Source organism: Specibacter sp. BI4 (assembly GCF_056680095.1).
The window spans coordinates 4,256,999-4,281,869 of sequence record NZ_CM155265.1 but is presented as its reverse complement, the minus strand read 5'-3'; the positions used below and the strand labels follow the sequence as shown (position 1 = coordinate 4,281,869).

The following is a 24,871-nucleotide window of genomic DNA, read 5'->3' as shown; positions in this document are numbered from 1 at the left end:
GTGATTGGGGTCACCGCAGCGTTGCTTCCATTTTGTCAGGAGATTCAGCAAATTGGACTGGTTCGGTGCCGCGTAAATGGTGGAGAAAATTGTGTAATTTCACAATTCTCTGTCGTGCGTCCAGGCAAAACGACCGTCAACTTCTTGCCGTAAGTTGGAGAACTAGAGATTTACCCAGTCCTCTTCACCGGATAAGGTGGGCGAATGCACAACTTTATGGATGCCAGCAATGGTGAACGATGGAGCTCGATTGTCAAGGAGCTCGGTGATCGCATTGATGAACTGGCCGAGCGTTTCCTTACGCGTGTCTCCAGTGTCCCGAGCTATGCCACGGAAATGGTTGATCCAGCCGACGTCCGCAAGACGGCTTTGGAGTCTCTGCGACTGCTGGCTCAGAGCCTTTCCGATGGAAGGGCGGGTGTTGAGCTGCTGGACTACGCGTCGGCGCTGGGTGAAAAGCGGGCGCGGCAGGGCATTCCTCCAGAGTCGCTGATCACGGCGATTAGGCTGGATTTCAGTGTTGTGTGGACCGATCTCTTAGAGCACTGCGGCAGTGACGATGCCGTGTTGTTGGCTGGGCAGGTGGAGCATGTGTGGAGGGTGGTTGACGAATACGCAACCCAAACCCATATGAGCTACCTGTCCGAACGGGTCCGCATGGCGCAGGAGGAATCGAATTACCGACAGGAATTTATCGCCAAGCTGTTTGGGCCGGCCGGTCAGACTGTGGATGTGGTTGCCCAGGCAGCTTCTGCATTGGAAGTCGACCCGGAGGGGGAGTTTGAGATTGCAGCTGCCAGTGGCGAGGCGGTGCGTGCACTTCAAAAGGAACTGTTGACGTTCCGCGTGAAGGGGCCCTTCATGTATCAGAGCGGCAATGTCTCGTTCATGTTCTGGCAGCCGTTCAGCCGATCCCACGCCCGGGCCATGCACTCGGAAACTGCGACAGGCGCACCGGTGACGGTTTGCGGCCTGGTGCAACGCGTTCCCGGGTTGCGGTCCCTTGCAGCTGCCGGGGCAACGGCTGCAGCGTTGGCACAATTGCTGACTGATGAGGACGAGTTTCCCCTGACCATTGAGTCCGGATGGCGACGGTTGGCGCGGGAAAAGCTTCGTGAAACCGGCTTGGATCTGGAACGGGACCTTCAGGTGATGCTGGCCCAGTGCCGGGAGGGCGAGAAGCAGCGGATGGAGGAGTCGGTGAGGGCATTCCTGCAAACGGGGAGCGTCGCAGAAACCGCCACGATGCTGTTTTGCCACCGCAACACCATCCTGAACCGCCTTGCAAGGTTCAGGGAAGTCACTGGATTCGACCTGATGGTGCCGGCCCAGGCTGCAAGGATTGCCATCGCCTGGCCGGATTGACAGATTCTCCAAAATTACAGGGCTGATGCAAAAAAATTGGGCAGAGGCCCATTGTTCGGCCTCAAAGCCGGTGGGATTTGCCATTGAATTGTGATCGGCAACACATCAGAGTTTAAGGGAAGCGGTGACTCCACCGCAGAATTCTTCCCCTAATCCATTTGTTGGAGAGCTTCCATGCCTAATATTCCAGCTGCCGGCGGAGCAGTGTCGTCCACTCCGGTGGCCAAGATGCGAAAGATCGCTGTCGCCAGCGTGATTGGCACTACGGTCGAGTGGTACGATCTTTTCCTTTTCGCCACCGCGTCCGCTCTTGTGTTCAACAAGATCTTCTTCCCCAGCTTTGACCCACTCATCGGCACCATGCTGGCTTTCGGTACATTCGCCGCCGCCTACGTGGCCCGAATCATCGGTGCTGCATTGTTCGGCCACTTTGGGGACCGCATGGGGCGCAAGTCCATGCTCCTTACCTCGCTGCTGACGATGGGCGCGGCCACCTTCGCCATCGGACTCCTTCCAGATTATGCAACCATCGGAATCGCGGCCCCAATTCTTCTGTTGGTCCTTCGAGTCATTCAGGGACTGGCGCTCGGCGGCGAGTGGGGCGGTGCAGTATTGATGGTCGTTGAACACGCGCCGAAGGAAAAGCGCGGTTTCTACGGATCACTGGTCCAGCTCGGAGTTCCCGGCGGAACGATGATCGCGAACTTGGCCTTTCTGCTCGTTGCTGCAGTCATGCCCGAAGAAGCACTGCTTGCTTGGGGCTGGCGCATTCCCTTCCTTGCCAGCGTCATTTTGGTTGCTGTTGGCCTCTACATCCGGCTCTCACTTGAGGAGACACCGTCGTTCCAGGCCGTCAAGGCTGCCGGTGCCAAGGCAAAAATTCCTCTCTTCGATTTGCTGCGCAAGTACTGGAAGCAGGTTATTCTCGGGGCACTGGCCACAGTCTCTTCAGGAACAGCATTCAACGTCTTGGTTGCCTTTGGCTTGACCTATGGCAAGACCGAACTCAATTTCCACACGGACACCATGCTGTTGGCGGTGCTCGTCGCATGCGGAGTTGGCCTCGTAATGCTCCCACTGTTCGGCCGGCTCTCTGACAAAATTGGCCGCAAGCCCGTGATCATTGGCGGATTGGTGGCTGAGATTGTCCTGGCCTTCCCCCTGTTCTGGCTCATGGACACCCAAACCGTCTTCGGGCTGCTACTCGGCTACGCCCTCATGATGACGGCATTCTGTGCCAACTATGGTCCCATCGCGACGTTCCTGGCCGAGCTGTTTGGGCCACGAGTCCGCTACTCGGGGCTGTCCGTCTCCTACATGCTTGCGGGCCTTCTGGGCAGTGCCATTACGCCTGTAGTTACCACTGCCCTTCTCAGCGCAACCGGCGAGGGATCCTCAGTTGCATGGTTCCTTATTGGCTCGGCCGCTGTATCGCTGGTCGCCCTGCTCATGTTGAGTGAGACACTGCGAAAGAACATCAATGTGGTTGATGATGAAGGCGCCAAGGCGGCTTCCCACCTGCCGGTTGTTGAAGAAGGTGTCACCGTATGATCCGGCGCATTGAACGAGACAACGGAACCGTGCTGACATTGGGGACGTCCTCAGAAGCTGTCATTGCGAATGGATTCGTATTTGTGTCCGGCCAAGTCCCGGACAAGTCAAGAGCGGCGGAAGGTCCCTCCGGCTTTGATGACCAGGTTCGGCAGGCCTTGGCCAACCTTGAACGGACGTTGGAGGAAGCTGGATCCAGCATGGACCGGGTCGTCAAGGTGACGACATTCCTCACCGATCCCCGGCTTGCCGACTACAACGCGATTTACGCGGAGGCGTTTGGATCCAGTTTGCCGGCTAGGACGACTGTCATGGTTGCGGACAGCGTCCATGCCATTGAAATCCAGTGTATTGCTGTGGCGGGGGACTCGGATCACCCGGACTGTATTCGGCGGATTGCCAACGTGGCTGGAATGGCGCCGGTGCTGGGGCCGTACTCGCAAGCTGTTGTGGCCAATGGGTTCGTATTTACGTCGGGGCAGACCCCGGCAATCACCAGCATGGCTGACCAGCCGGAAAGCTTCGGCGGAAGAGTGCGACAGGTGCTGGCGAACCTGGACACAGTGTTGACAGCCGCCGGTTCAAGCATGGACCACATGGCAAAGGTGACAACGTACCTGACCGATCCCGAGCAGCTGCTTGAATACAATGACATTTACGCCGAAACCATTGGCGCCGAACTGCCCGCCCGGACGTCATGCTGCGTGGACATCTGGGACATTGCCCTCGAAATAGAGTGCATTGCGGCCCTGAAAAATCCATCTCCGGTGGCCGGGAACATCACGAGATACGCGACGTTCCCGGGACTGGCTGACTCTGTGGGCCCGTTTTCCCAGGCAGTCTTGGCCAACGGCTTCATCTTTACCACCGGCCAAATCCCGCTGATCAGCACGGTCGATGACCGGCCGCAAGATTTTGCTGGCAGCGTGCGGCAAGTGCTGTTGAATTTGAAAACAGTGCTGGAGGGGGCCGGGTCGGGACTGGCATCGGTTGTCAACGTCACCACGTATCTGACCAGCCTTGAACAGCAGGAAGAATACGACAGAATTTACGCCGAGGTTTTTGGCGCGCACCTGCCAGCCACCACATCGGTGTGCGTGGGCATCTGGGACTTCACCTTTGAGATCCAGTGCATTGCGGTCGGGGCTGATACAGCGTGAGCGGAACTGCGGCTTGGGATGCCGACCTCATGGCTCGGCTTCAATCAGTCAGTTTCCCCACGATTGGGCATTTTTTGGAAGACGGATTCCTTGACACTGGCATCCGTTCCCTGCTCGAGAATGTGCATGTTGTAGGGCGGGCAGTTACTGTGCGAATTGCGGGGGCCGACGCCTTCGCAACGAACCAGGGACTGGCCATGTTGGAGCCGGGGGATGTTCTGGTCATTGAAACCGGAAACGACCTGCGGCACGCACCAGTGGGGGCAGTGACGGCATGCGCCGCTCGGACTGCTGGTGCCGCCGGCATAGTCGTCGACGGTGTGGTGACGGACATCGTGGAGCTGCGCGAAGCGGGACTGCCTGTCTTCGCCCGCGGCACCAGCGTACTCACCACCAAGCGCCAGACGGATGCCCGCAGCGCCGTCAACGTCCCAGTGGTTTGTGGTGGGGTGACGGTCCATCCAGGTGACGTGGTCATGGCGGATGACAACGGAGTTCTGGTCCTGACACTTGAAGTGGCGGCGGCCATCGTTGACCGAGCAATTGCCACTGACCTGGCTGAGCCTGGAATCTTGGCACGTATCCAATCGGGTGAGGCCATCGCAAGCGTACTTCCAGTCCGATGAACCTGGATCTTGAGAATCAATAACTCGGGACCAGTTGCAACGCCGCGCGGGCCCTGAACCGGGTCGGCACTGAGCGACCCGGGTGCCCCTTGGGGCACCCGGGTGGTTTTGCTTCGGCCATGGCTGTTGGCTCGGGGGAGGGCCACGACCCAACGTACATTATGCTCTCAAGTCAAGATTATTGCCCTCTCACTGTGGGGCTGTTTACTCTGTTGTCGAAGGGGTCGAGTGCACCGGCGCTTTATTCCGTGGCGATTACTGGCGCCGCGGTGTCGATCATCCCGCTTATGGCTCTCGTGCCCTTCCTGCAGAGATACTGGAAGCTCGATTTGATCTCGGGTGGCCTGAAAGGGTGATTTTGCCGCGGCCTCGAATCGAAAACTGCGTCCGTTAGGTTGTCTGAGCTTTGCCCAGTGGCTCCTTCACGAACGAAGGTGGCAGTCAACGGCCAACCGGTCTGGCATCTCCATTCATGAAGGAGCCATCGATCGCTTCGCGAGGAGTTCGCTCCCGGTCGTTTCGACCTCGGCATCCACTGCATTGATGCCGGAGCCTGCCCTGCTGATTTTCCCGTTTATGGTCCGGGAAGATTCTCCGGCGGCAGTTGTCGGCAAAAATAAAGCAGGTGCCGCACCCCGAAGGGTGCGGCACCTGCCGGGTTAAGAGGAGCTAGTGTGCTCCGACGGTGATGGCGATTTCGTTCGGGACGACGTCCATTTTCTTGGATGCGGTGATCTTGCCGGTGGTGAGGTCAACTGAATGGATCGTGCTGGTGGCGGGTTCGGTGACATAAGCTGTGGTGCCGTTGACCATGATGGCGGGATGGGCGTCCTGCCATTCGGCGGGACCCTCCCACGCACCGATCACAGGGAATTCATCGGTGATCTTTCCGTCTTTCGGATCCAGCACGTGAATGGAACCGTTCGTGGACAGAATGTAGGCCAGGTCCCCGGGCCCCCGGGCAACGTCACGGAACGTGTAGTTGACGGTGTCGGGAAGCTTGACCACGTTGTAGCTGTGCTTCTCGGTATCGATCAGGGCCACGGAGTTGAGGAGGTAGCCTTCGGCGTCGGGGTCATTCTTGTAGTCGCCAACGACGATCGGGCTGGTTTCGGAGACGAACGCGTTGCCCATCCGGCCGTACTTGTCCGGGGCGGTGAACTTCTCGAATTTTCCGTGGTGGTACAGCAGCGCACCGTCCTCGCAACCGAAGACTACCGCCTCATCGGCGGCGGTGCCTTCACCGTGAATCCCCGGGCATTCCCTGCTCTCGGCGATGGGGTCCCAATGATCCTCGTGAGCTTCCAGGACAACAGCCCCGGGGCGTGCGGAATCGTCACCCAAGGTGGTCAGGAGTTTCCCGTCCTGGAGCACAATTGATACGCCGTGGTGGGGCGATTCGGCCGTGTGCGTCCGCGTTTCGGGCAGTGCTCCGCTGATGTTGGCGAGGTCCCCGGATTTGAAGATGGTGGTGGTGCCCGTCCCATCGTCGAAAAGGACAGTATTTCCGGCGTGCCGGACAACGTGGCCCGGCGCGGTTGCATCGACCACCACGTCGGTGAGTTGTGGTTCGGCCATGTCCAGCAGCTGGAAGCCGGCCGTTGTGGTGACGAAGACGTGCCTGCCGTCTCCGGCGGCGCTCAGCCGGGTGAACTCCTCGGACTCGAAGTTCTTGACGACCTCGAGCGTCTTGCCGTCGAGGACGCTGATGCCGCCTTCGTGGGAAACGGCGACGCGTCCGTTCGCATCAGCGGCGGAGGTCCCCGGCGCCTCCGCTACGGCGCCGGGGGTTCCCGAACCGTTGGCGCAGCCTGTGGCCACAAGCAGGATCCCGGCGATTGCGGCGGTGACTCCCAATCGGGTATTTCTTGGACGGAGCATGTGATGATTCCTCATTTTCTATTGGGTGAAAGAGCAATTGTGTGAGCGTGATCAGGGCGAAAGTCCCTGGACGATTCGTTGGGTGTTGGTGCGCATCATGTCCACGTACGTTGGTGCCTCACCGTCGGGGCGGCTCAGTGATTCCGTGAACAGTTCGCTGACCTCGACGTCGATGCCGGCCTCACTGGCCAGGACCTGGACCAGGCGGTCTGGCTGGGATGATTCGGCAAAAATGGTGGGCACTCCGGCGCTGCTGATCGCTTCGCTGAGCTGGCGCAGATCGGCGGCGCTGGGTGCGGCGAGCGTGGTTCCGCCGGGAATGACGGCCCCGACGACCCGGAAATCGAACCGTTCCGCGAGGTAGCCAAAGACGTGGTGGTTGGTGACCAACGCCCGGCGCTCGGCCGGGAGTGCCGCGAAGGCCGTTGTCATCTCGGCATCGAGTTCCGCCAGCCGGGCCCGGTAGGCGGCCGCGCTGGTGGCCAGCTTCCCGGCGTCGATCCCGTCGATCGTGGATGCGGCGGCCTCAAGGGCGTTGACGACGCTGAGCATGGCGGCCGGATCGGTCCAGAAATGGGGGTCCGGCGCACCCTCCGCGTCCCCGGAACTGTAGGGCACGACGCCGATCACGTCACCGGCGGCCAGCAGGGGAGTGCCGGCCGCGGCAGCCCTGTCGAGATGCTGCTGCAATCCCTCTTCCAGGCCCAGGCCGTTGGACACCAGCAGGTCCGCGTCGCCCATCCTGGCAGCCTGTTGGGCGGAAATTTCAAAGGAGTGCGGGTCAGCCTCGGGCTGCATCAGCGTGGTCACGGTTGCCTGGTCGCCAAGGACCTGGCGGGCCACGTCGCCCAGAATGTTCGTGGTGACCACGATCTGCGGAGCCTGTGCCGCCGGATCCTGTGCCGCCGGATCCTGTGCCTGTGGCCCCTGTGATGATGCCGGTTGCGAGCACCCCGACACGACCATGGCCGCCACCACTGCGACGGTCAGCAGCACGGGGCGCCTCATCGGCCGGTCTCCACGAGGTGCACGGGCTGTGTCGGCAATTCAAGGGTCCGGGCAATGCGGGCGCCATCAGCGAAGTCAATCTCAAACACCACGCCCTCCGCCGGTGCGCTGACGTAGGCGCGCCCGCCGTCAACGGTGAGCCTAACCTTCTCCGCCAGTTCCGGGCTGGCCAGGGTTTTGGGCATCAGCGGCTTTGTCGTTGCCGTGCGCTCCTTGCTGCCTTCCCCATACACCTGGACCGTGCCGTCGGTGCCGACGACGACGACGTGCCCGGCCTCGTCGTCCACCGCGGCAGCGGCGAGCACCGGGGTGGCGGTGGGAAGCCAGTCCCACTCCCGCTCACGGGTGTTGAGCAACCACACCCCGGCGTCCTGCCCGATGCCGGCCACGGTGGGACGGCCCTTGCGTGCGTCGAATGCCGTTGCCGGTGCGGCCGCTCCTGCCGGGTAGGGAACAAGCTCCAGAACCGGGGTGGCCCCATCGCTGGTGGCGACCACCGCACCGTCGGCACATCCGACGACGAGACCGACCCGGGTGGTGATGGTGCCCGCGGCAGCCGGGCACTCCGCCGTCGCTAGTTCCTTGCCGTTGACGTCAATGGCACGCAGGCGGGCGGCCGTGCCACTTGCATCCGCCTCGGTGACGACCGCGCCGTCGCCCAGCGGAGCGATGAGGCCCGCATGCGGTGCAACCTCCAGGCGGAGGGTCTCGGAAATCGTTCCGTCCGACAGCGCCGCATTGTCAACAAGGACGGCGGAACCGGAGGACGGGAAGAACATGCCAGTGGTGCCGGCCGTGGAGAGCAGCCCCGTCGCGACAGTTGCCGTGCCCCCGCCGGCGACTGTGCCGAGCGCCGCGGGTTCGGCCTGGTAGTAGTGGAAGTGGTCCACGTGATCCCACGTCCACACGCCGCTGTCGATGATCTCCACGCCGTTGGTGTTGGCCGCGAAAACATAGCGCCCGTCACTGGTGACACTGGCCGGCGGCTGCACGGATTCAAGCTGGGCCTCCGTGCCGGTCAGCAGGTCGAGCATGGAGGCTTTGCCCGCGGCGTCGATGGCCACCAGATGTAGCTGTGGCTCGGCAACCTGGGCTGCTCCAGTAATCGCGCCGTGCCCCGGCCGGGCAGGTGCATCCGCCGCTGGTTGCGGGGAGGGTGCGCTGCTGCAGCCCGCGAGGGCAAGAAGGGCAAGGGCGGCCAGTGCCGCCTGTGGTGTTCGGATGTTCATGACAACTTTCCAGGGAGTGACGCGGAAACGGGGAGGGGAGCGGGTTCTTCTTCGGTGGTGGCTGCGCAGGCAGTCATTGCCGGGCGGTGCCGCCTGGCGATGAGGCTTGCTGTCGCATTTGAGAGGGCAGCCAGGGCGATGGCTGCCGCGGCGATGGAGGCCCCCGCCGCCGTGCCTGCGTACCAGGAACAGAGGAGGCCCAGGCCGACGGCGAGTGTGCCGAAGACGGATGCGGCCACCATGCGGGCGGGGATGCCGGCTGTCCACGGGGTGGCTGCGACGGCCGGCGCCAGCAGCAGGCCAACGACCAGCAAGGACCCGACGGCTTGATAGGAGGAGACGACGGCAAGCGTCACCAAGCCCACCAGGGCCAGCTGCGCCACGTGCGGACGAAGCCCCAGCGTTTGGGCTATGCGGGTGTCGAACGCGGCGGCGACGAAGCTGCGGCGCAGGGCCGCGGCCACAACGATTGTAACGATCGCGGCACTGAGCAGGCCGATCAAGTCACCCTTGTTCATGGCCAGGATGTCGCCGAAAAGCATGGCCGTTGCGTCGGTGGCGAAGGACCGCGAGTGCGAGACGACGATGACCCCGAGGGACAACATCGCAACAAACAGCAGGCCAATGCTTGTGTCATACGACAGCCGGCCACGTCGCTGCAGCGCGCTGATCAACGCGCTCATGACAATGGCACTGACCGCACCGCCCACGACGGCTGGGGCTCCGGCAATTGTTGCCAGCGCAACACCCGGGAGCATGCCATGGCCAATCGCTTCGCCTAAAAATGCCATGCCGCGGACAACAACCCAGGTGCCCACCACCCCGCAGATGATCGCAACGAGGGCGCCGCCGAGCAGCGCTCGCAGAAAGAAGTCTGCGGAGAAGGGTTCCATAAGCCAATGCATGAAATCAGACTAATGATAATGAGAACGATTATCAAATAGGGGTAGGGTGAGGTGTGATCACTTCTGAATACGCCCTCCGCGGGCGAGACCTGTCCTTTGCCTTCGGCGGGCTTCCCGTTCTTGAGAATGTCGACGTCGAGCTGGCGTGGGGCAGCGTTACAGCCATTTCCGGGCCCAACGGCGCCGGCAAATCGACCCTCATCGAGATTCTTGCGGGCGTGCGCCAGCCCCTGGCGGGTGCGGTGGAGCGCGCGGCCGGGGTGGCGCTGGTGGTCCAGCGGGTGACCACCCCTGGCTCGTTGCCCCTGACCGTGCGGGAAGTGGTCACGATGGGGACCTGGGGTGGTTCGCCGCGAGGCTCACGGAAAATCGACGCCATGGAGCGAAAATCCCGGGTTGCCGAGGCACTGGACCGCGTCCACCTCGCCGATTTCGCGACAGCGCCCTTCAACGGCCTCTCCGGCGGCCAACGCCAACGCGCGCTGCTCGCCCAGGGAATTGCCCGCCGGGCGCGGATCTTCCTGCTCGATGAACCGGCAGCGGGCCTCGATGCAGAGAGCCGGGAACGCACGCGGGCCATGCTCGCCGAAGAAGCGCGCCTCGGTGCTGCAGTCGCCTGTGTCAGCCATGACGAGGATTCCATTGCCGCCGCCGACGCCGTGGTGAGGCTGGTGGGCGGCCGGCGGGTCAGCTAGCGCGTGCGCCGGTTTCCTGCGGCGGAACGCGGGCGGGTCGTCAGTGGTGCATCGCGCCGTCGAGCATTATTGGCTCGGGCGAAGGCTCGCCGTCGGTGAGAACGTACTGGGCCATCATGCCTTGATCCTCATGCCAGAGCATGTGGCAGTGGTACATATACGGGGTGGTGGGGTCGGCGTGGCTGCCGAAGGGGACAGTCAGTTCGGCGGTGCCACCCGGCGCGATGAAGATGGTGTCCTTCCAGCCCTGGTTCCGGGGTGCCGGACTGCCGCCATTTTCCGCCTCGACGACGAACTGCGTCCCATGAATGTGGAAATTATGGGCGCGCTTGGACGTGTTTTCGATCGTCCACAACTCGGTGGAATTGGCCGCAACCACCGTGTCGATGCGGCTCATGTCCATGGACTTGCCGTTGATCGTCGTGTCCCCAAGCATGAAATGACGTTCGACGCCGGACGCCCGCCCGGGATGCGCTGCCGACGGGAGCGCCGTGGGCAGCGCGCCGGAGGTGGCGGCGTCCGCGCCCGCGCCCGTGATGCGCAGAATTCCAAAGGTGTCCTCGGCGCCGGAGGTCATGTTGTCGCCGTGGTTCATGCCAAGGTCGTGCGGCACCGAGCGCAGGAGCAGATCGGCACCCTGCGGCACCGTGACAAGGATTTCGACGCGTTCGGCAGGGGAGAGCAGCAGGCTGCTCAGCGGAGTCGGGGCGGGAAGCAGTCCGCCGTCGGTGCCCACGAGCTGGAACTCGTCCCCGGTTGAGAGCTCAAGGTTGTAGCAGCGTGCTGCCGAGGCGTTCAGGATTCGGAACCGCAGCAGGCGGGTGGTCGCGGCAAAGTGCGGTTCATGGGTGCCGTTGACGATCACGGTGTTGCCGATCCGCCCGATGGGTGCGGTGGTGGGCGTTCCCTGGCGTTGGCCCCCGGATTGCACAGTGACGTCTTGAATGATGAGCGGGATGTCGTCCACGCCATAGTCCGACGGCAGGCCGGACGGCGTCTCCTCGTCGATGAGGAACATGCCGGCCATGCCGCTGCCGACCTGTAATTCGGTCTGCCCGTGGGGGTGTGGGTGGTACCAAAGTGTTGCGGCCGGTTGGTTGACCTGCCACGCCGGCGTCCATGTGGTGCCGGGGGCGATGGCTTGATGCGCGGTTCCATCCTGGCTGGCCGGGAGCAGCATGCCGTGCCAATGGGCAGTGGTTGCGACGGTGAGCTCGTTCGTGACGTGCACGCGAACCTTGTCCCCGCGGGCAGCCCGAAGCGTCGGTCCAAGGTGGGTGCCGTTGAAGCCCATCGTCGCAAAGGGGACGCCGGGCACGAGCTCGGTTTCACCGGCCTGGGCGTTCAAGCGGAAGACGCGTTCGCCGTCGAGCATCTCTGCCTCCAGCAGCGGCGGGATCCGCAGGGGAGTGGCAAAGACGGCCTCGGTGTTGTCAGGCTTTCCTGCCGTGGCCCAATACCCGATCCCGCCAATGGCGCCCAGTGCACCCAACCCAATCAGGAGCGTTCGGCGCTTGATCTGGATCGGAGGCGGACCGTCGGTGGCCGGCGTCGGATGGTTTTGGGAGTTGCTGCTCATGCACTGGCCTTCGTTGTTCGGCTGGTGGGGGATCGGGCGAAGTTGGCGGAAATGCTCATCTGGCCGGGACACTGCGGGCCAGGACGCTACCGGGCCGTGACACTGTCGACGTTTGGTGCCGCTGCGTGTCCCGGCCGCCCGGCTACCCGGCCGCCGTCCCGCCGGTTGTCCCTCCGGCTGCCCCTCTGGATCGCAGCTGCTCGATGAGTTGCGCGAATGCGGCGATGTCAGTTTGCGAGATGAAGGGGCCCGAAGCCTCATCACCTGAACCCTCAATGTCCGTGTGGTAGCTGACCCCGTCGCCGGCCAGCAGCACAAAGCGGGACAGCAGCGGGTCGGCAAGCTCGTCGTCAAGGACGGAGTACCAGAGGCCGCGGGCCCACCTCAGCGTTTCGCCCGCAGGAGTGTTCCCCGCCTGCGAAAGGCGGGTCACGGCGACCACCGCCCGCTCAAGTGCGGAGCCGGCGTCGAAGGAAGAGCTCAGGTAATAGTGCGCAGCGCCCAGCGGCGATTCCCGCATGAGGGCGATGTCCTCCGTGACCAGCTCGCGCAGGTGCGTGACGAGGCCCGCGTCGAGCTCGGCGCGGGATCGGAAGTGGTGCAGCAGCCCGGCCTTGGAGAGTCCGGAGCGTTTGGCGACGGCGTCAATGGTTGCCTGTTTGACCCCCGTGTCGGCCAGGAGGGCGACGTAGGTGTCGATAATCAGTTCAGGCTTGGTGTGAGCCAATTGTTTCCTCTGCTGCATGATCTGTGGCGGCGCAAATCCACGGAAGTGCGCCGCCACAGCAAGGCCATTTACCGTTCGATGATACCCCAGGGCGATCCGTAGCCCTCGGGCTCGGAGGCAGCCATCAGGGTCAGGAACGGCTTGGCTGTGAACGCCTCCGGCCCCAGCACACCGGCACCCGACCATGTGCCATTGGCCAGCAATTCCAGGGCGATGACAGGGTTGATCGCTGTCTGCCAGACCACTGCCTGGGAGTCGTCACGGGCCATCGTGTCTTCGTTGTCGGCCACGTGGTACAGGTACAGTCCGCCCTCCTTGCCGTCCTTGCGCTTGCCAGTGACGTGGACGCCGGCGCAGGTTTTGCCCTTCATGAGCGGGCCAAGCGTGGCGGGGTCCGGCAGGCAGGCGGCAACGACGTCGCGCGGGGAGACCATCTGGCCCTTGACGTTGACGGGTTCGGTGGAGGCCAGGCCAAGCTTTTCGATGGTCCGGAGCACCTCGATGAACTCGTTGCCCAGGCCGTACTTGAACTCGACCTTCTTTGCGTTGATCCAGCGCGGCATGAGGGAGACCTCTTCATGCTCTACGTTGACGCACTCGACCTCGCCGATGCCCTCCGGGAAATCGAAGACGATGGGATCGGAGAAGGGTTCCGCCGTGTGCCAGCCGCCCTTGTCGACGTCGTACAGCACGGGCGGGTTCAGGCACTCCTCGAGGGTGGTCCAAATCGAGAATGACGGGGCAAAGTCGAAGCCGTCAACCGTGAGGTTGGCGCCGTCGCGCACCGAGAGCGTGTCAATCTCGTCGAACAGTTCATCCGCCGCGTACCGTGCCATGACGTCGGAGAGGCCGGGCTCGACGCCGATGCCCACCAGTGCCAGCTGGCCGTCGGCTTCCCAGTCGCCGGCCTTGGCGAACTGCTCGTCGCCCAGCATGACGTTCGTCTTCTCGTACGGCTTGTCGGCGTCGCTGGTGGACAGGCTCATGGCCATGTCCAGGTAGGTGATCCCGGCTGTGCGTGCGGCGTTGAAGATCGGCATGACAAAGCGGGGGTCGACGGCGTTGAGCACGTGCGTGGCGCCTGTCGACTTGATGAGCGCCACGATCGCCTCTTCGCTGGAGGCGTCGACCTGGGCTGCTGTGTAGCGCGGGTCCCCGATGGCCGCCACGAGGGATTCCGGGCGGGCCGGATCGTAGTCCGCGATCGCAAGTTTTTCGAAGAATGAACGGCGGGAGGCAATGCGGGCCGCCGCGGAGCCGACGCCGCCGGCGCCAACGATCAGGATATGCATGGACATGGTGTCCCTTTCTGGTGAGGTTCCCCGCGCGGTTGGCGCGGCAGGCTGGAAGGTGGCAGGCCGACGTCGTACGTGTCTTGCAAGGACTGACGACGGCGGCCGGCCGGGTGGGTGCGGATGGTCAGTTGGTCTCGGGGACCAGGACCTCGGTGTCGCGGTTGAGGCTCTCGCCCGAGAAGTATTGGCGGCCGCTTCGGAAGCGGGAGTACACGGTCATGACGACCAGGCCCAGGAGCAGTGAGCCGACGCCCATGACGAACGTGCCCGAGGTGCCCAGGAGCGTGGTGGTGCCGTAGTCCGGGTCGAACATGCTGATGGCCGAGTAGATGAAGACGGCTCCCATCGTGAGTCCGCCGATCAGGGGCAGGACCAGGCGGAACACGGTGTTGCGCAGCGAATCGAAGAGGTTTTTGCGGAAGTAGACGATGCAGGCGAACGAGGTGATGGTGTAGTACATCGCCACGGCCAGGGACGTTGATTCGATGGTGTCGGCCAGGATGTTGCCGCTGATGATCGTCATGCCCACATAAAAGGCCACCGAGACCACACCCATGAAGACAGTGGAGAACGCGGGGGTCTGGTATTTGGGGGAGACGCCCGCGAACGCCTTGGGCAGCGCCTTGTAGACGCCCATCGAAAAGCTGCCGCGGGCTGTGGGCAGGATCGTGGTTTGGCAGGTCGACAGGGCGGAGATGAACACGGCGAAGACCAGGACCCACCCGTATTGGCCCAGTGCGTCGCCGCGCAGCGCGTAGAAAACGTCCTCGGCACCTTCGGGATTTGCCAGTCCCTTGCCGCCGGTTCCGACGCCGGCAAACATCATGGCGAGCACCGTCATGCCAATGTAGGTGATGAGCAGTGTGACGGTGGAGAGCAGGGCGGCAAGACCGGGGGTGGTGCGCGGGTTCTTTGTTTCCTCGGCCAGGGACAGGCACGTGTCCCAGCCCCAGAAGATGAAGATGGCGATGAGCACTGCCTGCATGAAGCCGGCCGGGTTGCCTGAGGCGAAGGGGTTGAACCAGTCCCAGGCGAACGGCAGGGTGCCGCCGCCCTCGGCCAGCGCCAGGACCAGGCCCACGCAAAAGGCGATGATCGCCAGGTATTGCAGGGCCATGAGCGCCGACTGGGCGAATGCCCCGGCCTCCACCGCCCGGTACGACACCCAGGTCATGACAATGATGATGAGCGCCCCGAGCGTGGTGACGATGAATTTTGACTGGGCCAGTGAGCCGTCGCCCATCAACAGCAGCAGGTAGCGGGAGGCCACCTCCGACTGGCTGGCCATCACGATGACGCCGGCAACGAACACGCCCCAGCCTGCGAACCAGCCGGTGCGTGGGCCAAAGGCCTTGGCGGCCCACGTGAATGCGGTGCCCGAGTCCGGCACGGCGGTGTTGAGCTCGCGGTAGGCGAAGGCCGTCAGGCACATGGGGATGAATGCGGCGATGATTGCCACGGGAGCCTGTGCGCCTGCCGCCATCACGATGAAGCCCAGGGTGGCGGCCAGCGAGTACAAGGGGGCGGTTGAGCCCAGGCCAATGACCGTCGAGGACATCAAGCCGAGCTTCCCGGCGGCAAGCCCCTTATCCGTTGCTGCCGCCGGCCGTTGGGGGCTGGCTGTCACGGATTTTTGTTGCATGAGGGACCTCATCGTCTCTTGTAACGGCTCTTTAAGTTACCGACCAACTGGTTGGTCGCTCACTACGGTATAGCCTGCGTCACATTTCTGTCAACAAGGCAGGTTGGCACAATTGGCGGTGGCCGCCCTGGTGGCGGTGTCGCTTGCGGCCGGGCGCGGCTGAGCCGGGCATGATTTCGCGCCGGGGTGCCTTAGCGGGGGAGTGGGGAATTGTGTCGTGTGCATGAAATCGGCGTGAAGCCGACGGGCCGCCAACAAGGCGGCGCGAATCCCTGAACGGTGCAGTCTCCTGGGTGAAGCCAATGTGGAGCGGCGGATGGCGAATGCCTGGCAGAGGTCGCCGTGTCACCTGGATCGTGCAGCGCAGTACCGGACCTGCTGTGGCGCTGCAAGAATCTGGGCTGCAACTGGCGTCCGCCCAGCCAACCGTCGTACAAAAGGACAGTCCACTCCTGGCGATCGGCAGCGCCAACTGGGTCGGTCTCCCGGCTTGAAATGGTTTATGTTTGCAGTCTTTGCACTCGGCGCCTTTGCACTGAAGTACACTGCCTGGGCAAGGCGCGTGCTTGCCATTGGCGGAAGTGAGGAATCCGCCGAACTTCTGGGAGTCCGCACCACCGGAACCAAAATGTCTGTCTACGTCCTGTCTGGTCTTCCATCCGGACTTGCCGGGATCGTACTTGCTGCCCAGACGGGGTCTGTCAGTACAGATACCGGAACTGGTTGGGAACCAATTGCCATTGCAGCAGTCGTCGTTGGTGGCACGCTTCTCACGGGAGACATCGGCTCCGTGGCCGGCACACTCATCGGACTCATGCTCATGCAGTTGATCTTCAACGTAATAGTATTTGAAAACGGAATGGGGACTGTGCAAATCAGTTCCTGTTGGCAATCAGTCATTCGTGGAGCGTTCTTGTTGATGGTCGTTCTCGTCCAAGCCAGAGTAGGAAAACGACCATGAACGCTCCTTTGCATATGCGGTGGAACGACCTCGGGCAGCAGTCTTTGCTGGCACGGGCCGAGGCGCTTATCCAAGCCCCGGGGCGTTCCATTCTTGGAATCGCCGGCGCTCCTGGCGCCGGTAAGTCGACCATCTCCGAATGGCTCCTTGAACACCTGCTCACGCGCTATCCGCGCCAGGTCGCACTCGTGCCCATGGACGGCTACCATCTGGCTCAATCGGTGCTTGAAGCCCGTGGGCTGGAGCACAGAAAGGGCGCACCTGACACTTTTGACGGTGTCGGCTATGTGGCGATGCTGACTCAGATACGGGCACAAACCACTCAGGAGATCTATGCGCCGGCCTTTCGGCGGGACGTGAATGACGCGATTGCCGGTGCAATTGCCATCCCACCAGAGACACGACTTGTTATCACCGAGGGCAACTACCTCCTTCTGGATGAAGCCCCATGGAAAAATGTTGCCGATCTCTTGGATGAGACCTGGTTCGTCGAGCTCGACCAGGATGAGCGCTTGCGTCGGCTCACAGCCCGGCACCTGCTTTTCGACAACGACGCTGCCGTTGCGGAGTGGCGTGCCACAGGCAACGACGAACGGAACGCGCGGCTGGTCGCCGATGGAAACAACCGGAGCACGCTTGTCGTCGAACACACGCCCTCAGCTGTGGCTACTGGATCTGGAAAATAGCAGTGTGAATCGAAGCGTGGCAAAATTTGTTGTGCCGCATGCTGACATCAACAGTGGCCCTGGTTGTCACCGCCATTCAGTGGTGACAACCAGGGCCACTGCCATCTCGAGGGTAGGTTCCTGCGGCGATTGCTGAGGAGTCGTGCTTCCTGCCCTGTAACAAACTTTGAAAGCCCTGTAGTGGCGAGGGGGCAGCCGCTCCGATGTGGATGATCTGCATGGCGGCAGGCATCTGTCGAAGCGTTCCCGCGAAGCACCCCGTAACCATGCAAACGATCGCACAATAACGGCATAGGATCCTACACATGACGACTACCCTCGCGGATTTCCGACGGCGCCGCATTGCCATTTTCGCCTTCATGCTGATGTTCGGCATTGGCATGTCCTCGTGGGTTGTGCGGACCCCTGCGGTGCGGGATCTGCTGGAGGCGTCGACAGCTGAAATGGGCCTGGTGCTGCTGGGCCTGTCCGTCGGATCGATGAGCGGTGTGCTGTCCTCGGCCGCCGTTGTCCGGCGCCACGGCGTGCGCCTCACGGTGGCCGTCGGCGGTTCCAGTTTCATCGCGGGCGTCGCCATGATCGGCATCTTCGCAGGCCTCTCCACCTTTCCCGGCGTCTTTGCCGGACTGGCACTGGTGGGCTTCGGCATCGGTGTCTCGGAAATCGCCATCAACATCGAGGGCGCGGCGTTGGAGACGCTGTCGGGACAATCCATCATGCCGGCCCTGCACGGCTGTTTCAGCCTCGGCACGGTGATAGGCGCCGCCGCCGGCATCATCCTGACGGCCATCAATTTCTCCGTCACCTGGCAGCTCATTTACGTTGCACTGCTCGCCGCCTGCGTGTTGGGCCTGTTGACCCGCTTCGTCTCCCCGGTGACAGGCCGCGTCACCCGGCAGCCCCGGACAGCCAAGGCGCAGGCGCCCCGGAAGCCCTGGCTTGCAGCCTGGCGCGAACCGCGCCTGCTGATGCTGGGCATGATCATTCTCGCGCTTGCGCTCGCAGAAGGATCGGCCATGGATTGGCTGCCCCTGCTCATGGTCGACGGCCACGGGCTCACTCCCACACTCGGCTCGGCGATTTTCGCAGGATTCGCGGCCGCCATGACGATCGGACGCTTCCTGGGAGCGCCGCTGCTGAAGAAATTCGGCAATGCCACAGTCCTGCGCGCCAGCACGCTCGTCTCCGCCGCCGGAGTTGCACTCGTCGTCTTCTCCGACAGCCCGATCGTCGCTGGTGCCGCGGTGCTGCTCTGGGGTGTCGGCGCCGCACTGGGCTTCCCGGTGACCTTGTCTGCCGCGGCTGACAGCGACGACCCCACCTCCTCGGTGGCCGCTGTCGCCACCGCCGGCTACGTGGCCTTCCTCGTCGGCCCGCCGCTGTTGGGCTTCCTGGGCGAAGAATTCGGTCTGCGCGGCGCCATGGTTCTCGTCCTCGTGGTCGTGACGCTCGCATCCCTGCTCACCTCCGCCGCCAAGCCGGTGCAGCGCAAGGGCGCCACCGAACCGGAATCCGTTTCCGCCTGACCCGGCCCAAAATAGTGGGGCCGGCCCACATCGGCCGGTGTTTGCGCAAAGGACGGTTGCCTGCCACCTGCTTTTTACGCAAACTCCGTCCCTTTTGTGAAGGTGGTCCCGATTCGGGCAAGGCCCCGTGCGTTCCCCGACGCCAATCCATCAGGTGGACGCGCAACATCGATACGGCCGCCCACGGCAGGGTCCACTGAATGGCTAGCCAACTTTCCCAGAACACGACCACTGGAACTCAAGCCTTTTCAACAATGGTGACCTCCCGCCGTCGTGCTGTGAAAAAAGAGGGAAGGGCAACAAGCGGGATGGCCCAAATTCCGGTCCTAGCCAGGGTGCCCGGCTGCGGCTTAGGGTGGAAAGTGGACGAAAGGAGCAAGTCATGAAGAAAATTCTCATGGTTTTGACCAGCGTTTCCACGATCGGCGATACGGCAGAGCAGACGGGGTACAACGTGGCTGAGGCTGCGCATCCCTGGAAGGTGTTCAAGGATTCCGGGCACTTTGTCGACTTCGCGTCCATTCAGGGCGGCCAGCCACCCCGCGATGAAGTGGACCGGGACGATCCCATTCAAGTTGCCTTCACCGAGAACGAGGCCACCCGTGCCGGCCTGTACAACACTGCCCGCGTCGACGTCGTCGATCCTGCACAATACGACGCCGTCTATCTCGTGGGCGGCCACGGCACCATGTGGGACTTCCCGGACAGCGACGGCCTGCAGCGCCTGGTCGCCAGCGTCTACAGCAACGGTGGCGTGGTCGGGGCTGTATGCCACGGACCTGCGGGCCTGATCAACGTGGTGATGGAGAACGGCATCCACCTCGTCAACGGCAGGAAGGTGGCTGCGTTCACGAATGACGAAGAAGTGGCTGCGGGCAAGGACAAGGTGATCCCGTTCTTCCTCGCCGACCGGATCGTGGAACAGGGGGCCACCCACGTCTCAGCCGGCGTCTTCGAAGAGCAGGTCGTGGTGGACGACAGGCTCGTCACCGGCCAGAACCCGGCGTCGGCAGCCGGAGTCGCCAAGGAGATGGAAAAGCTCCTGGCCGAGGTGATTCACCACGAAAAGGCTGAAGAGCAGCACCAGTCGGAGGAACTGCGCGCGCGCAAGGATGCCGAGAAGGCTGCCGCGGCGCGCGCCCACACGGAGCACTGATCCCGCCTGGACGTTTGCTCCGACAGGGCGTTTATGCCAGCAGGACTCGGATCTGCGTTCTGAGTTCTTGTAGTATCTCGTCGACGGTTTTGGTGGCGTTGATGCTGGCTGCCATGCCCAGGAACATGACCGCCGAGATGATGTGCGCGAGAGTTGGCGCGCTTTCGGGTTGAATGCCTTTGTCCCGCAGCAGCACGTCGGCAATGGCTTCCTCGGTCTGGGCTGAGAGAGCCAGGGCATCGCGGTGGCGCGGTTCCTCATGATCGCCAAAAACCATTTCCCGCAGGTAGGTCCGCCCGTTGTCGACCTGGGTGCGGTTGCATTCCACTACCCGACGGACGATGGCCATGACGGCCTCAAGGGTGTCGGTTATTGACTCGGCGGCGGCCCTGCCATTAGTCAGCGCTTGCGCGTAGGTGGAGTTTTGCACAAGCAGGAGCAGCTCTCCCTTGGACTTGGTGTAAAGGAAGAGGGTGCCGGCGCCAATATCTGCCTTGTCGGCGATCTGCTGCGTCGTCACGTCAGCAACACCGTGCTCGGCGAAAAGTTCTCGGGCGGCAGCCACGATCCGGTCCAGCTTGTCCTGCTTGTTTCGCTCGCGCCGGCCAATTGGTTGGGAGACGACTGCCATAAGGATCCTTCCGGGAATAGAATATGATCACACTCAGTTATGAGTGTAGTCGGTGTTGTGTGGGCTCGGATATGTGTCCACTCATTCTCCCACGAGGGTGCAGGACATTCATCTGGTGGCCTGCCGTACCGACGTCCGTGATCGAACAAGGCAAAGGACCTCTTCCCATGGCTTTATCTTCTCTCTGGCAACCGTTCACTCTCGGCCGCGTGGAACTTTCCCACCGACTCGCACTGGCTCCCATGACCCGCAACCGGGCCAATCCTGATGGCACCCCCGGCGACCTCGCCGCGACGTACTACGGGCAGCGCGCTTCCCTTGGTCTTGTCATTACCGAGGGTGTCCAGCCCTCGGCGGCCGGACAGGGATATTTGAACACCCTGGGAATCTACACGCCTGAGCACATCGCCGGCTGGCGTCAGGTTGCCGATGCGGTGCATGCCGGCGGCGGGTCGCTGTTCATCCAGCTGATGCATGCCGGCCGCTCGGCGCACCCGGACAACACACCCCACCACCGTGCCCCGGTGGCGCCGTCGGCGATCTCCGCAGGCAAGGACATCTCGACGCCGACCGGGCTGCAGAAGATGCCGGTTCCGCGTGAACTCAGCTCCGCGGACATTGCCACCGTGACCGCCGAGTTCCGCCATGCGGCAGCCTCCGCCATCGCCGCGGGCGCCGATGGCGTGGAAATCCACGGCGCCAATGGCTACCTGCTGCATCAGTTCCTCTCCCCGAACGCCAACCACCGCACCGACTCCTACGGCGGCTCGGTGGAGAACAGGTCCAGGTTCGTTGTTGAGGTGGCCCAGGCCGTCGCCGACGAGATCGGAGCCGACCGCGTTGGCATCAGGCTCTCACCGTCCATGCCCCTAGGCGGGATCGACGAGGGTGACACCGGGAGCGTGCGGGCACAATACCGGCACCTGGTCGGTGAACTGGCGAAGCTGAACCTTGCCTACCTGCACCTTCACCATGTCGGTGATGATGAACTGCTGCGCTCCTTCCGGGATGTCTGGCCCACGGCGGTGCTGGTGGTCCGCTATGGCCGCACCCGCGAGCAGATTGCCAATGACATCGACGCCGGCCTTGCCGACATTGCCCCGCTGGGCCGATTTGCCCTGGCCAACCCGGACATCGTGGAGCGCCTGCGCACCGATGCCCCGCTCAATGAGCTGGACCCCGCAACCATCTACGGCGGCGGCGAAGCCGGATACGTCGACTATCCCGCCTTGGCCCACGTCTGACCTGGCATCTTGGACCACCCTGCCCGCAGCAGCGGGAAATTTGAATCACAACCCACGCTTGAAGGCCGTGCGCATCGGTGCGGCCACCCAACCAGCAGAAAGTTCATGAACATGACATCACTTAACGGTGCAGTTGTCCTTGTCACCGGAGCAAACGGTGGCATCGGCACCCATTTCGTCCACGAAGCCCTGGCCCGCGGCGCGAGCAAGGTCTATGCCACCGCCCGCACCCCCGGCCATGGGAGGACAAGCGGATCGTCCCCCTTGCCCTGGATGTCACCGACGCCGCGTCAATCCAGGCCGCAGTTGAAGCTGCCGGGGACGTGACAGTGTTGATCAACAATGCGGGAGCCTCGGTGGGCGGCGCCGGAATCCTCAACCACACGGACGACGAAATCCGGGCCAACGTGGAAACCAATTTCCTCGGTCCCTTGTTTGTTGCCAGGGCGTTTGCACCGGTTCTGTCGGCCAAGGGGAATGCGGTGCTGATCGACATGCATTCAGCACTGAGCTGGTATGCCGTCGCTGGAATTTACAGTGCCACCAAGGCGGCCTTGTGGTCGGCAACGAACTCACTGCGCCTGGAACTGGCCCCCGCGGGCGTACAGGTCGTCGGGGTGCATGTTGCCTATGTCGACACGCCCATGGCCGCGCACTCAACGGATCCGAAGACGGACCCGGCGGATCTGGTGAACATCGTCTTCAATGCCGTCGAAGCCGGCGAGCACGAGGTCCTGGCCGATGCCGCATCGGCACAGCTGAAGGCCGGGCTCAGTGCCCCGCTCGAAGCGGTCTACCCCCAATTGAGCCGCACAACGGCGTAAACGGCGTCCTCCGGTCCCAAGGCCTGTGCCCGTTTCGGGCGGGCAATGACCGGCAGCCAGCCCCGCGGTCGCGGGGCTGGCTGCCGGTCATTGGTGGTGTGACGTTCGAGCCATGTCCTTGGGGATGCAGGGCGGGTCAGTGATCCCCGATGGCAGGATTTTGGGTGGCAGCCGGCCTGTCGAGGAATTCGATGGCGACCGGAGGGAATTGTTCGTGGAACTGGAAAATACTGCCGTGGCCTGCATTTGGGTGGATGACCAGTTCGGAGCCGTTGATGCGCCGGTGCAAATCTTGGGAGAATCGGGTCGGCACCATGCGGTCATTATCGCCGCTGACGATCAGGGTGGGGTGGGCAATCCTGGCCAGATCCATTTTGGGTCCGCGTCCCCAGTCTTTTATGGCTTTCAGTTGTGACTGAAAAGCCCTGAACGAGATGGGCGCGTCACGGTCCACCGTGCGCTCCTTGAGGCGCTTCACAAACGCCTTCCCAGCCTGCTTTCCCTCCTCGTCCCGGTTGAAGAACAGGAACTCCTTGGGATCAGATCTGCTCAACGCGGCCCGGGCCATGTCGAAATAGGTAATTGCCGCAACCCTGTCAGTGCTTTCGCCGCCCTTGGGCCCCGTGCCCATGAGGATTAATTTGCGGACCAACGCAGGGTGCCTGTCCACAAGGCTTTGGGCCACCATTCCTCCCAAAGACAGCGCAAAGACGTCGACCGAGTTGAAGCCGAGAGCCTTGATGAAGGAGTGCGCATCGTCGGCCATTTCCTCGATGCTGCCAGGCACCTCGCCTGTTGAAGCGCCCACACCGCGGTTATCGAAGGTGATGACGTGGTGGAGTTGGGCCAGGGGGTCAACGATGCGCGGATCCCAGTTGTCCAGGTTCGCGGCCAGATGGACAAAGAAGATGACAGGGACGCCTCCCGTGGGACCCAATTCCCGATAAGCGTAGCTAACGCCACCGGCGGTAATGGTGCGTTCCGGGGCGTCCACATAAGAGGAACTGACGCCATTTCGGGCATGTCCACTAGTACTCATGATGCTCCTGTGGTCTGGCTTCGAACGGTTTCAACGGACCTGGACGGGACTCGGCAGATGCACGCGGTCAGGGTGCGCTGACCACGATCTTGCCGCGGAAGCCGCCCCTGTCAAGATCTTTCAGGGCCTGGACCGTCTGGTCGAAGGGGAGCACCCGTCCAACAATTGGACGAAGTGCGCCTTCATCAACGAGGGATGAGATCCGGCCCAGCTGCTCGCCGCTGGCATGCATGAACAAGAACTCGTAGCTCACTCCAAGCTTGCCGGCCTGACGCCTGACGCCGGCACTGAGTCCGGTGATCGCCAGGCGCAGCACAGGGTTGAGACCGGCCTCGCGGGCGAAGTCCGGAGTAGGCGGCCCGGAGATGCCGATCGCCTTGCCGCCCGGCTTGAGAACACGCAGGGATTTCTGCAGGTTTTCCCCGCCGAGGCCGTCCAGCACCAGGTCATAACCAGAGAGAAGCTGTTCGAAATCCTCATTGCGGTAGTCAATGACAATGTCCGCGCCAAGGTCACGCGCGAAGTCCATATTGGCCGTGCTGACGGTTGTCGCGACGGTCGCTCCGAGATGTTTGGCAAGCTGAATGGCAATCGAGCCCACCCCACCGGCGCCAGCATGGATCAGGACCTTTTGCCCGGGCTGGACATTGCCCCGCTCGATGAGCGCCTGCCATGCGGTCAAGGCCACCAGCGGCATTGCGCCTGCTTCGTCGAAGCTGATCGAGGCTGGTTTCAGTGCCAGGTCCGCTTCGGGTACGGCGATTCGCTCGGCAAATGAGCCGATACGCTCCTTGCGAGGCCGCCCATAGACCTCATCACCGGGTTTGAACGCCTGCACCTTCGCACCAACACGGAGTACGACACCCGCAACGTCGTGGCCAAGGACCAACGGAAACTTGTACGGCAATATCTGCTTGAACTCGCCAGTACGGATCTTCTCATCCAACTGGTTGAGTCCCGCCGCCCGCACTTGAATAAGGACCTCGTGCTCCCCAACCACGGGTTCGGGCACGTCCGCTGCCTCCAACGGACCCTTGTACCGGCTGATAACGAAAGCCTTCATGGCATGTCTCCCTCGCGTTCAATGATGCCTGCCCCAAAATCCTGCCATAAAGCAAGTCAGAGTACAGTCATAATTGAG

General features: G+C 62.8%; 21 protein-coding genes and 1 pseudogene. 11 read left to right on the top strand and 11 right to left on the bottom strand.

The features are described 5' to 3' along the window. The first annotated feature begins 204 nt into the window (after positions 1–204). The 4 genes from AC1L6K_RS19390 (at position 205) to AC1L6K_RS19375 (ending at position 4,702) form a co-directional block, all read left to right on the top strand. A complete protein-coding gene (locus tag AC1L6K_RS19390; protein WP_480950465.1) occupies positions 205–1,365 on the top strand; it encodes a helix-turn-helix domain-containing protein in 1,161 nt (386 codons plus the stop codon). A gap of 174 nt (positions 1,366–1,539) precedes the next feature. Next, positions 1,540–2,916, top strand: coding sequence for an MFS transporter (locus AC1L6K_RS19385; RefSeq protein WP_480950464.1), 1,377 nt, complete (start codon positions 1,540–1,542; stop codon positions 2,914–2,916). Next, positions 2,913–4,076 (top strand): RidA family protein, encoded by a 1,164-nt coding sequence (locus AC1L6K_RS19380; protein WP_480950463.1) that lies wholly within the window; start codon positions 2,913–2,915, stop codon positions 4,074–4,076. Before AC1L6K_RS19385 ends, AC1L6K_RS19380 begins: the two co-directional genes overlap by 4 nt. A 29-nt stretch (positions 4,077–4,105) precedes the next feature. Continuing rightward, positions 4,106–4,702 carry an RraA family protein gene (locus AC1L6K_RS19375; RefSeq protein WP_480950462.1) on the top strand — a complete coding sequence of 199 codons (597 nt, stop codon included), beginning with the start codon at positions 4,106–4,108 and terminating at the stop codon, positions 4,700–4,702. Between the two features lie 669 nt (positions 4,703–5,371). On the opposite strand, the gene aztD is transcribed toward AC1L6K_RS19375, so the two are convergent. Genes aztD through aztB form a run of 4 tightly spaced genes read right to left on the bottom strand, consistent with a single transcriptional unit; the run spans position 5,372 to position 9,725 of the window. Then, positions 5,372–6,598: a zinc metallochaperone AztD gene (gene aztD / locus AC1L6K_RS19370; protein WP_480950461.1), complete on the bottom strand. Its 1,227-nt coding sequence runs from the start codon at positions 6,596–6,598 to the stop codon at positions 5,372–5,374. 36 nt (positions 6,599–6,634) lie between these two features. After that, positions 6,635–7,591: a zinc ABC transporter substrate-binding protein AztC gene (gene aztC, locus AC1L6K_RS19365; RefSeq protein WP_480950460.1), complete on the bottom strand. Its 957-nt coding sequence runs from the start codon at positions 7,589–7,591 to the stop codon at positions 6,635–6,637. Continuing rightward, entirely contained in the window at positions 7,588–8,820 is a 1,233-nt protein-coding gene (locus AC1L6K_RS19360; protein ID WP_480950459.1) for an ABC transporter, read from the bottom strand. Before AC1L6K_RS19360 ends, aztC begins: the two co-directional genes overlap by 4 nt. Further along, positions 8,817–9,725, bottom strand: a complete 909-nt coding sequence (aztB, locus tag AC1L6K_RS19355; protein ID WP_480950458.1) for a zinc ABC transporter permease AztB — start codon at positions 9,723–9,725, stop codon at positions 8,817–8,819. Before aztB ends, AC1L6K_RS19360 begins: the two co-directional genes overlap by 4 nt. Before the next feature lie 53 nt (positions 9,726–9,778). Between aztB and AC1L6K_RS19350 the strand changes: the two genes are divergently transcribed. Next, positions 9,779–10,420 carry an ATP-binding cassette domain-containing protein gene (locus AC1L6K_RS19350; RefSeq protein ID WP_480950457.1) on the top strand — a complete coding sequence of 214 codons (642 nt, stop codon included), beginning with the start codon at positions 9,779–9,781 and terminating at the stop codon, positions 10,418–10,420. A gap of 40 nt (positions 10,421–10,460) precedes the next feature. Here the strand turns inward: AC1L6K_RS19350 and AC1L6K_RS19345 are convergent, their stop codons facing one another. From AC1L6K_RS19345 to AC1L6K_RS19330, 4 genes are all read right to left on the bottom strand, one after another. Further along, positions 10,461–11,999 (bottom strand): multicopper oxidase family protein, encoded by a 1,539-nt coding sequence (locus AC1L6K_RS19345; protein WP_480950456.1) that lies wholly within the window; start codon positions 11,997–11,999, stop codon positions 10,461–10,463. Positions 12,000–12,141: 142 nt separating this feature from the next. Next, entirely contained in the window at positions 12,142–12,726 is a 585-nt protein-coding gene (locus AC1L6K_RS19340; protein WP_480950455.1) for a TetR/AcrR family transcriptional regulator, read from the bottom strand. Between the two features lie 68 nt (positions 12,727–12,794). After that, the gene (locus AC1L6K_RS19335) at positions 12,795–14,018 is read right to left on the bottom strand and encodes a saccharopine dehydrogenase family protein (protein ID WP_480952826.1); all 1,224 of its coding nucleotides are present in this window, start codon (positions 14,016–14,018) and stop codon (positions 12,795–12,797) included. A 127-nt stretch (positions 14,019–14,145) separates the two neighbouring features. Next, positions 14,146–15,663: an APC family permease gene (locus AC1L6K_RS19330; RefSeq protein WP_480950454.1), complete on the bottom strand. Its 1,518-nt coding sequence runs from the start codon at positions 15,661–15,663 to the stop codon at positions 14,146–14,148. A 316-nt stretch (positions 15,664–15,979) separates the two neighbouring features. Between AC1L6K_RS19330 and AC1L6K_RS19325 the strand changes: the two genes are divergently transcribed. The 4 genes from AC1L6K_RS19325 (at position 15,980) to AC1L6K_RS19310 (ending at position 19,992) form a co-directional block, all read left to right on the top strand. Beyond that, on the top strand, positions 15,980–16,624 hold the full coding sequence (locus tag AC1L6K_RS19325) for an ABC transporter permease (protein ID WP_480950453.1): 645 nt from the start codon (positions 15,980–15,982) through the stop codon (positions 16,622–16,624). Further along, positions 16,621–17,310: a nucleoside/nucleotide kinase family protein gene (locus tag AC1L6K_RS19320; RefSeq protein WP_480950452.1), complete on the top strand. Its 690-nt coding sequence runs from the start codon at positions 16,621–16,623 to the stop codon at positions 17,308–17,310. The genes AC1L6K_RS19325 and AC1L6K_RS19320 overlap by 4 nt, the downstream gene beginning before the upstream one ends. 305 nt (positions 17,311–17,615) lie before the next feature. Continuing rightward, on the top strand, positions 17,616–18,836 hold the full coding sequence (locus AC1L6K_RS19315; protein WP_480950451.1) for an MFS transporter: 1,221 nt from the start codon (positions 17,616–17,618) through the stop codon (positions 18,834–18,836). Positions 18,837–19,218: 382 nt separating this feature from the next. Further along, entirely contained in the window at positions 19,219–19,992 is a 774-nt protein-coding gene (locus AC1L6K_RS19310) for a type 1 glutamine amidotransferase domain-containing protein (protein WP_480950450.1), read from the top strand. A gap of 31 nt (positions 19,993–20,023) precedes the next feature. On the opposite strand, the gene AC1L6K_RS19305 is transcribed toward AC1L6K_RS19310, so the two are convergent. Next, entirely contained in the window at positions 20,024–20,623 is a 600-nt protein-coding gene (locus tag AC1L6K_RS19305; protein WP_480950449.1) for a TetR/AcrR family transcriptional regulator, read from the bottom strand. 167 nt (positions 20,624–20,790) lie between these two features. Between AC1L6K_RS19305 and AC1L6K_RS19300 the strand changes: the two genes are divergently transcribed. Then, on the top strand, positions 20,791–21,867 hold the full coding sequence (locus tag AC1L6K_RS19300; protein ID WP_480950448.1) for an alkene reductase: 1,077 nt from the start codon (positions 20,791–20,793) through the stop codon (positions 21,865–21,867). 111 nt (positions 21,868–21,978) lie between these two features. Continuing rightward, a pseudogene (locus tag AC1L6K_RS19295) lies at positions 21,979–22,691 on the top strand (SDR family oxidoreductase). Between the two features lie 136 nt (positions 22,692–22,827). Here the strand turns inward: AC1L6K_RS19295 and AC1L6K_RS19290 are convergent. Beyond that, complete coding sequence (locus AC1L6K_RS19290) at positions 22,828–23,730, bottom strand: alpha/beta fold hydrolase (RefSeq protein ID WP_480950447.1); 903 nt, start codon at positions 23,728–23,730, stop codon at positions 22,828–22,830. Between the two features lie 67 nt (positions 23,731–23,797). Then, positions 23,798–24,793, bottom strand: coding sequence for an NADP-dependent oxidoreductase (locus tag AC1L6K_RS19285; protein WP_480950446.1), 996 nt, complete (start codon positions 24,791–24,793; stop codon positions 23,798–23,800). Between the last annotated feature and the right edge of the window lie 78 nt (positions 24,794–24,871).

Bases quoted from the DNA above. Each gene is read 5' to 3' on its own strand.
- AC1L6K_RS19390 (WP_480950465.1), top strand. From the start codon at position 205: ATGCACAACTTTATGGATGCCAGCAATGGTGAACGATGGAGCTCGATT.
- AC1L6K_RS19385 (WP_480950464.1), top strand. From the start codon at position 1,540: ATGCCTAATATTCCAGCTGCCGGCGGAGCAGTGTCGTCCACTCCGGTG.
- AC1L6K_RS19380 (WP_480950463.1), top strand. From the start codon at position 2,913: ATGATCCGGCGCATTGAACGAGACAACGGAACCGTGCTGACATTGGGG.
- AC1L6K_RS19375 (WP_480950462.1), top strand. From the start codon at position 4,106: ATGGCTCGGCTTCAATCAGTCAGTTTCCCCACGATTGGGCATTTTTTG.
- aztD (WP_480950461.1), bottom strand. From the start codon at position 6,598: ATGAGGAATCATCACATGCTCCGTCCAAGAAATACCCGATTGGGAGTC.
- aztC (WP_480950460.1), bottom strand. From the start codon at position 7,591: ATGAGGCGCCCCGTGCTGCTGACCGTCGCAGTGGTGGCGGCCATGGTC.
- AC1L6K_RS19360 (WP_480950459.1), bottom strand. From the start codon at position 8,820: ATGAACATCCGAACACCACAGGCGGCACTGGCCGCCCTTGCCCTTCTT.
- aztB (WP_480950458.1), bottom strand. From the start codon at position 9,725: ATGCATTGGCTTATGGAACCCTTCTCCGCAGACTTCTTTCTGCGAGCG.
- AC1L6K_RS19345 (WP_480950456.1), bottom strand. From the start codon at position 11,999: ATGAGCAGCAACTCCCAAAACCATCCGACGCCGGCCACCGACGGTCCG.
- AC1L6K_RS19335 (WP_480952826.1), bottom strand. From the start codon at position 14,018: ATGCATATCCTGATCGTTGGCGCCGGCGGCGTCGGCTCCGCGGCGGCC.
- AC1L6K_RS19330 (WP_480950454.1), bottom strand. From the start codon at position 15,663: ATGCAACAAAAATCCGTGACAGCCAGCCCCCAACGGCCGGCGGCAGCA.
- AC1L6K_RS19325 (WP_480950453.1), top strand. From the start codon at position 15,980: ATGGCGAATGCCTGGCAGAGGTCGCCGTGTCACCTGGATCGTGCAGCG.
- AC1L6K_RS19320 (WP_480950452.1), top strand. From the start codon at position 16,621: ATGAACGCTCCTTTGCATATGCGGTGGAACGACCTCGGGCAGCAGTCT.
- AC1L6K_RS19315 (WP_480950451.1), top strand. From the start codon at position 17,616: ATGACGACTACCCTCGCGGATTTCCGACGGCGCCGCATTGCCATTTTC.
- AC1L6K_RS19310 (WP_480950450.1), top strand. From the start codon at position 19,219: ATGAAGAAAATTCTCATGGTTTTGACCAGCGTTTCCACGATCGGCGAT.
- AC1L6K_RS19305 (WP_480950449.1), bottom strand. From the start codon at position 20,623: ATGGCAGTCGTCTCCCAACCAATTGGCCGGCGCGAGCGAAACAAGCAG.
- AC1L6K_RS19300 (WP_480950448.1), top strand. From the start codon at position 20,791: ATGGCTTTATCTTCTCTCTGGCAACCGTTCACTCTCGGCCGCGTGGAA.
- AC1L6K_RS19290 (WP_480950447.1), bottom strand. From the start codon at position 23,730: ATGAGTACTAGTGGACATGCCCGAAATGGCGTCAGTTCCTCTTATGTG.
- AC1L6K_RS19285 (WP_480950446.1), bottom strand. From the start codon at position 24,793: ATGAAGGCTTTCGTTATCAGCCGGTACAAGGGTCCGTTGGAGGCAGCG.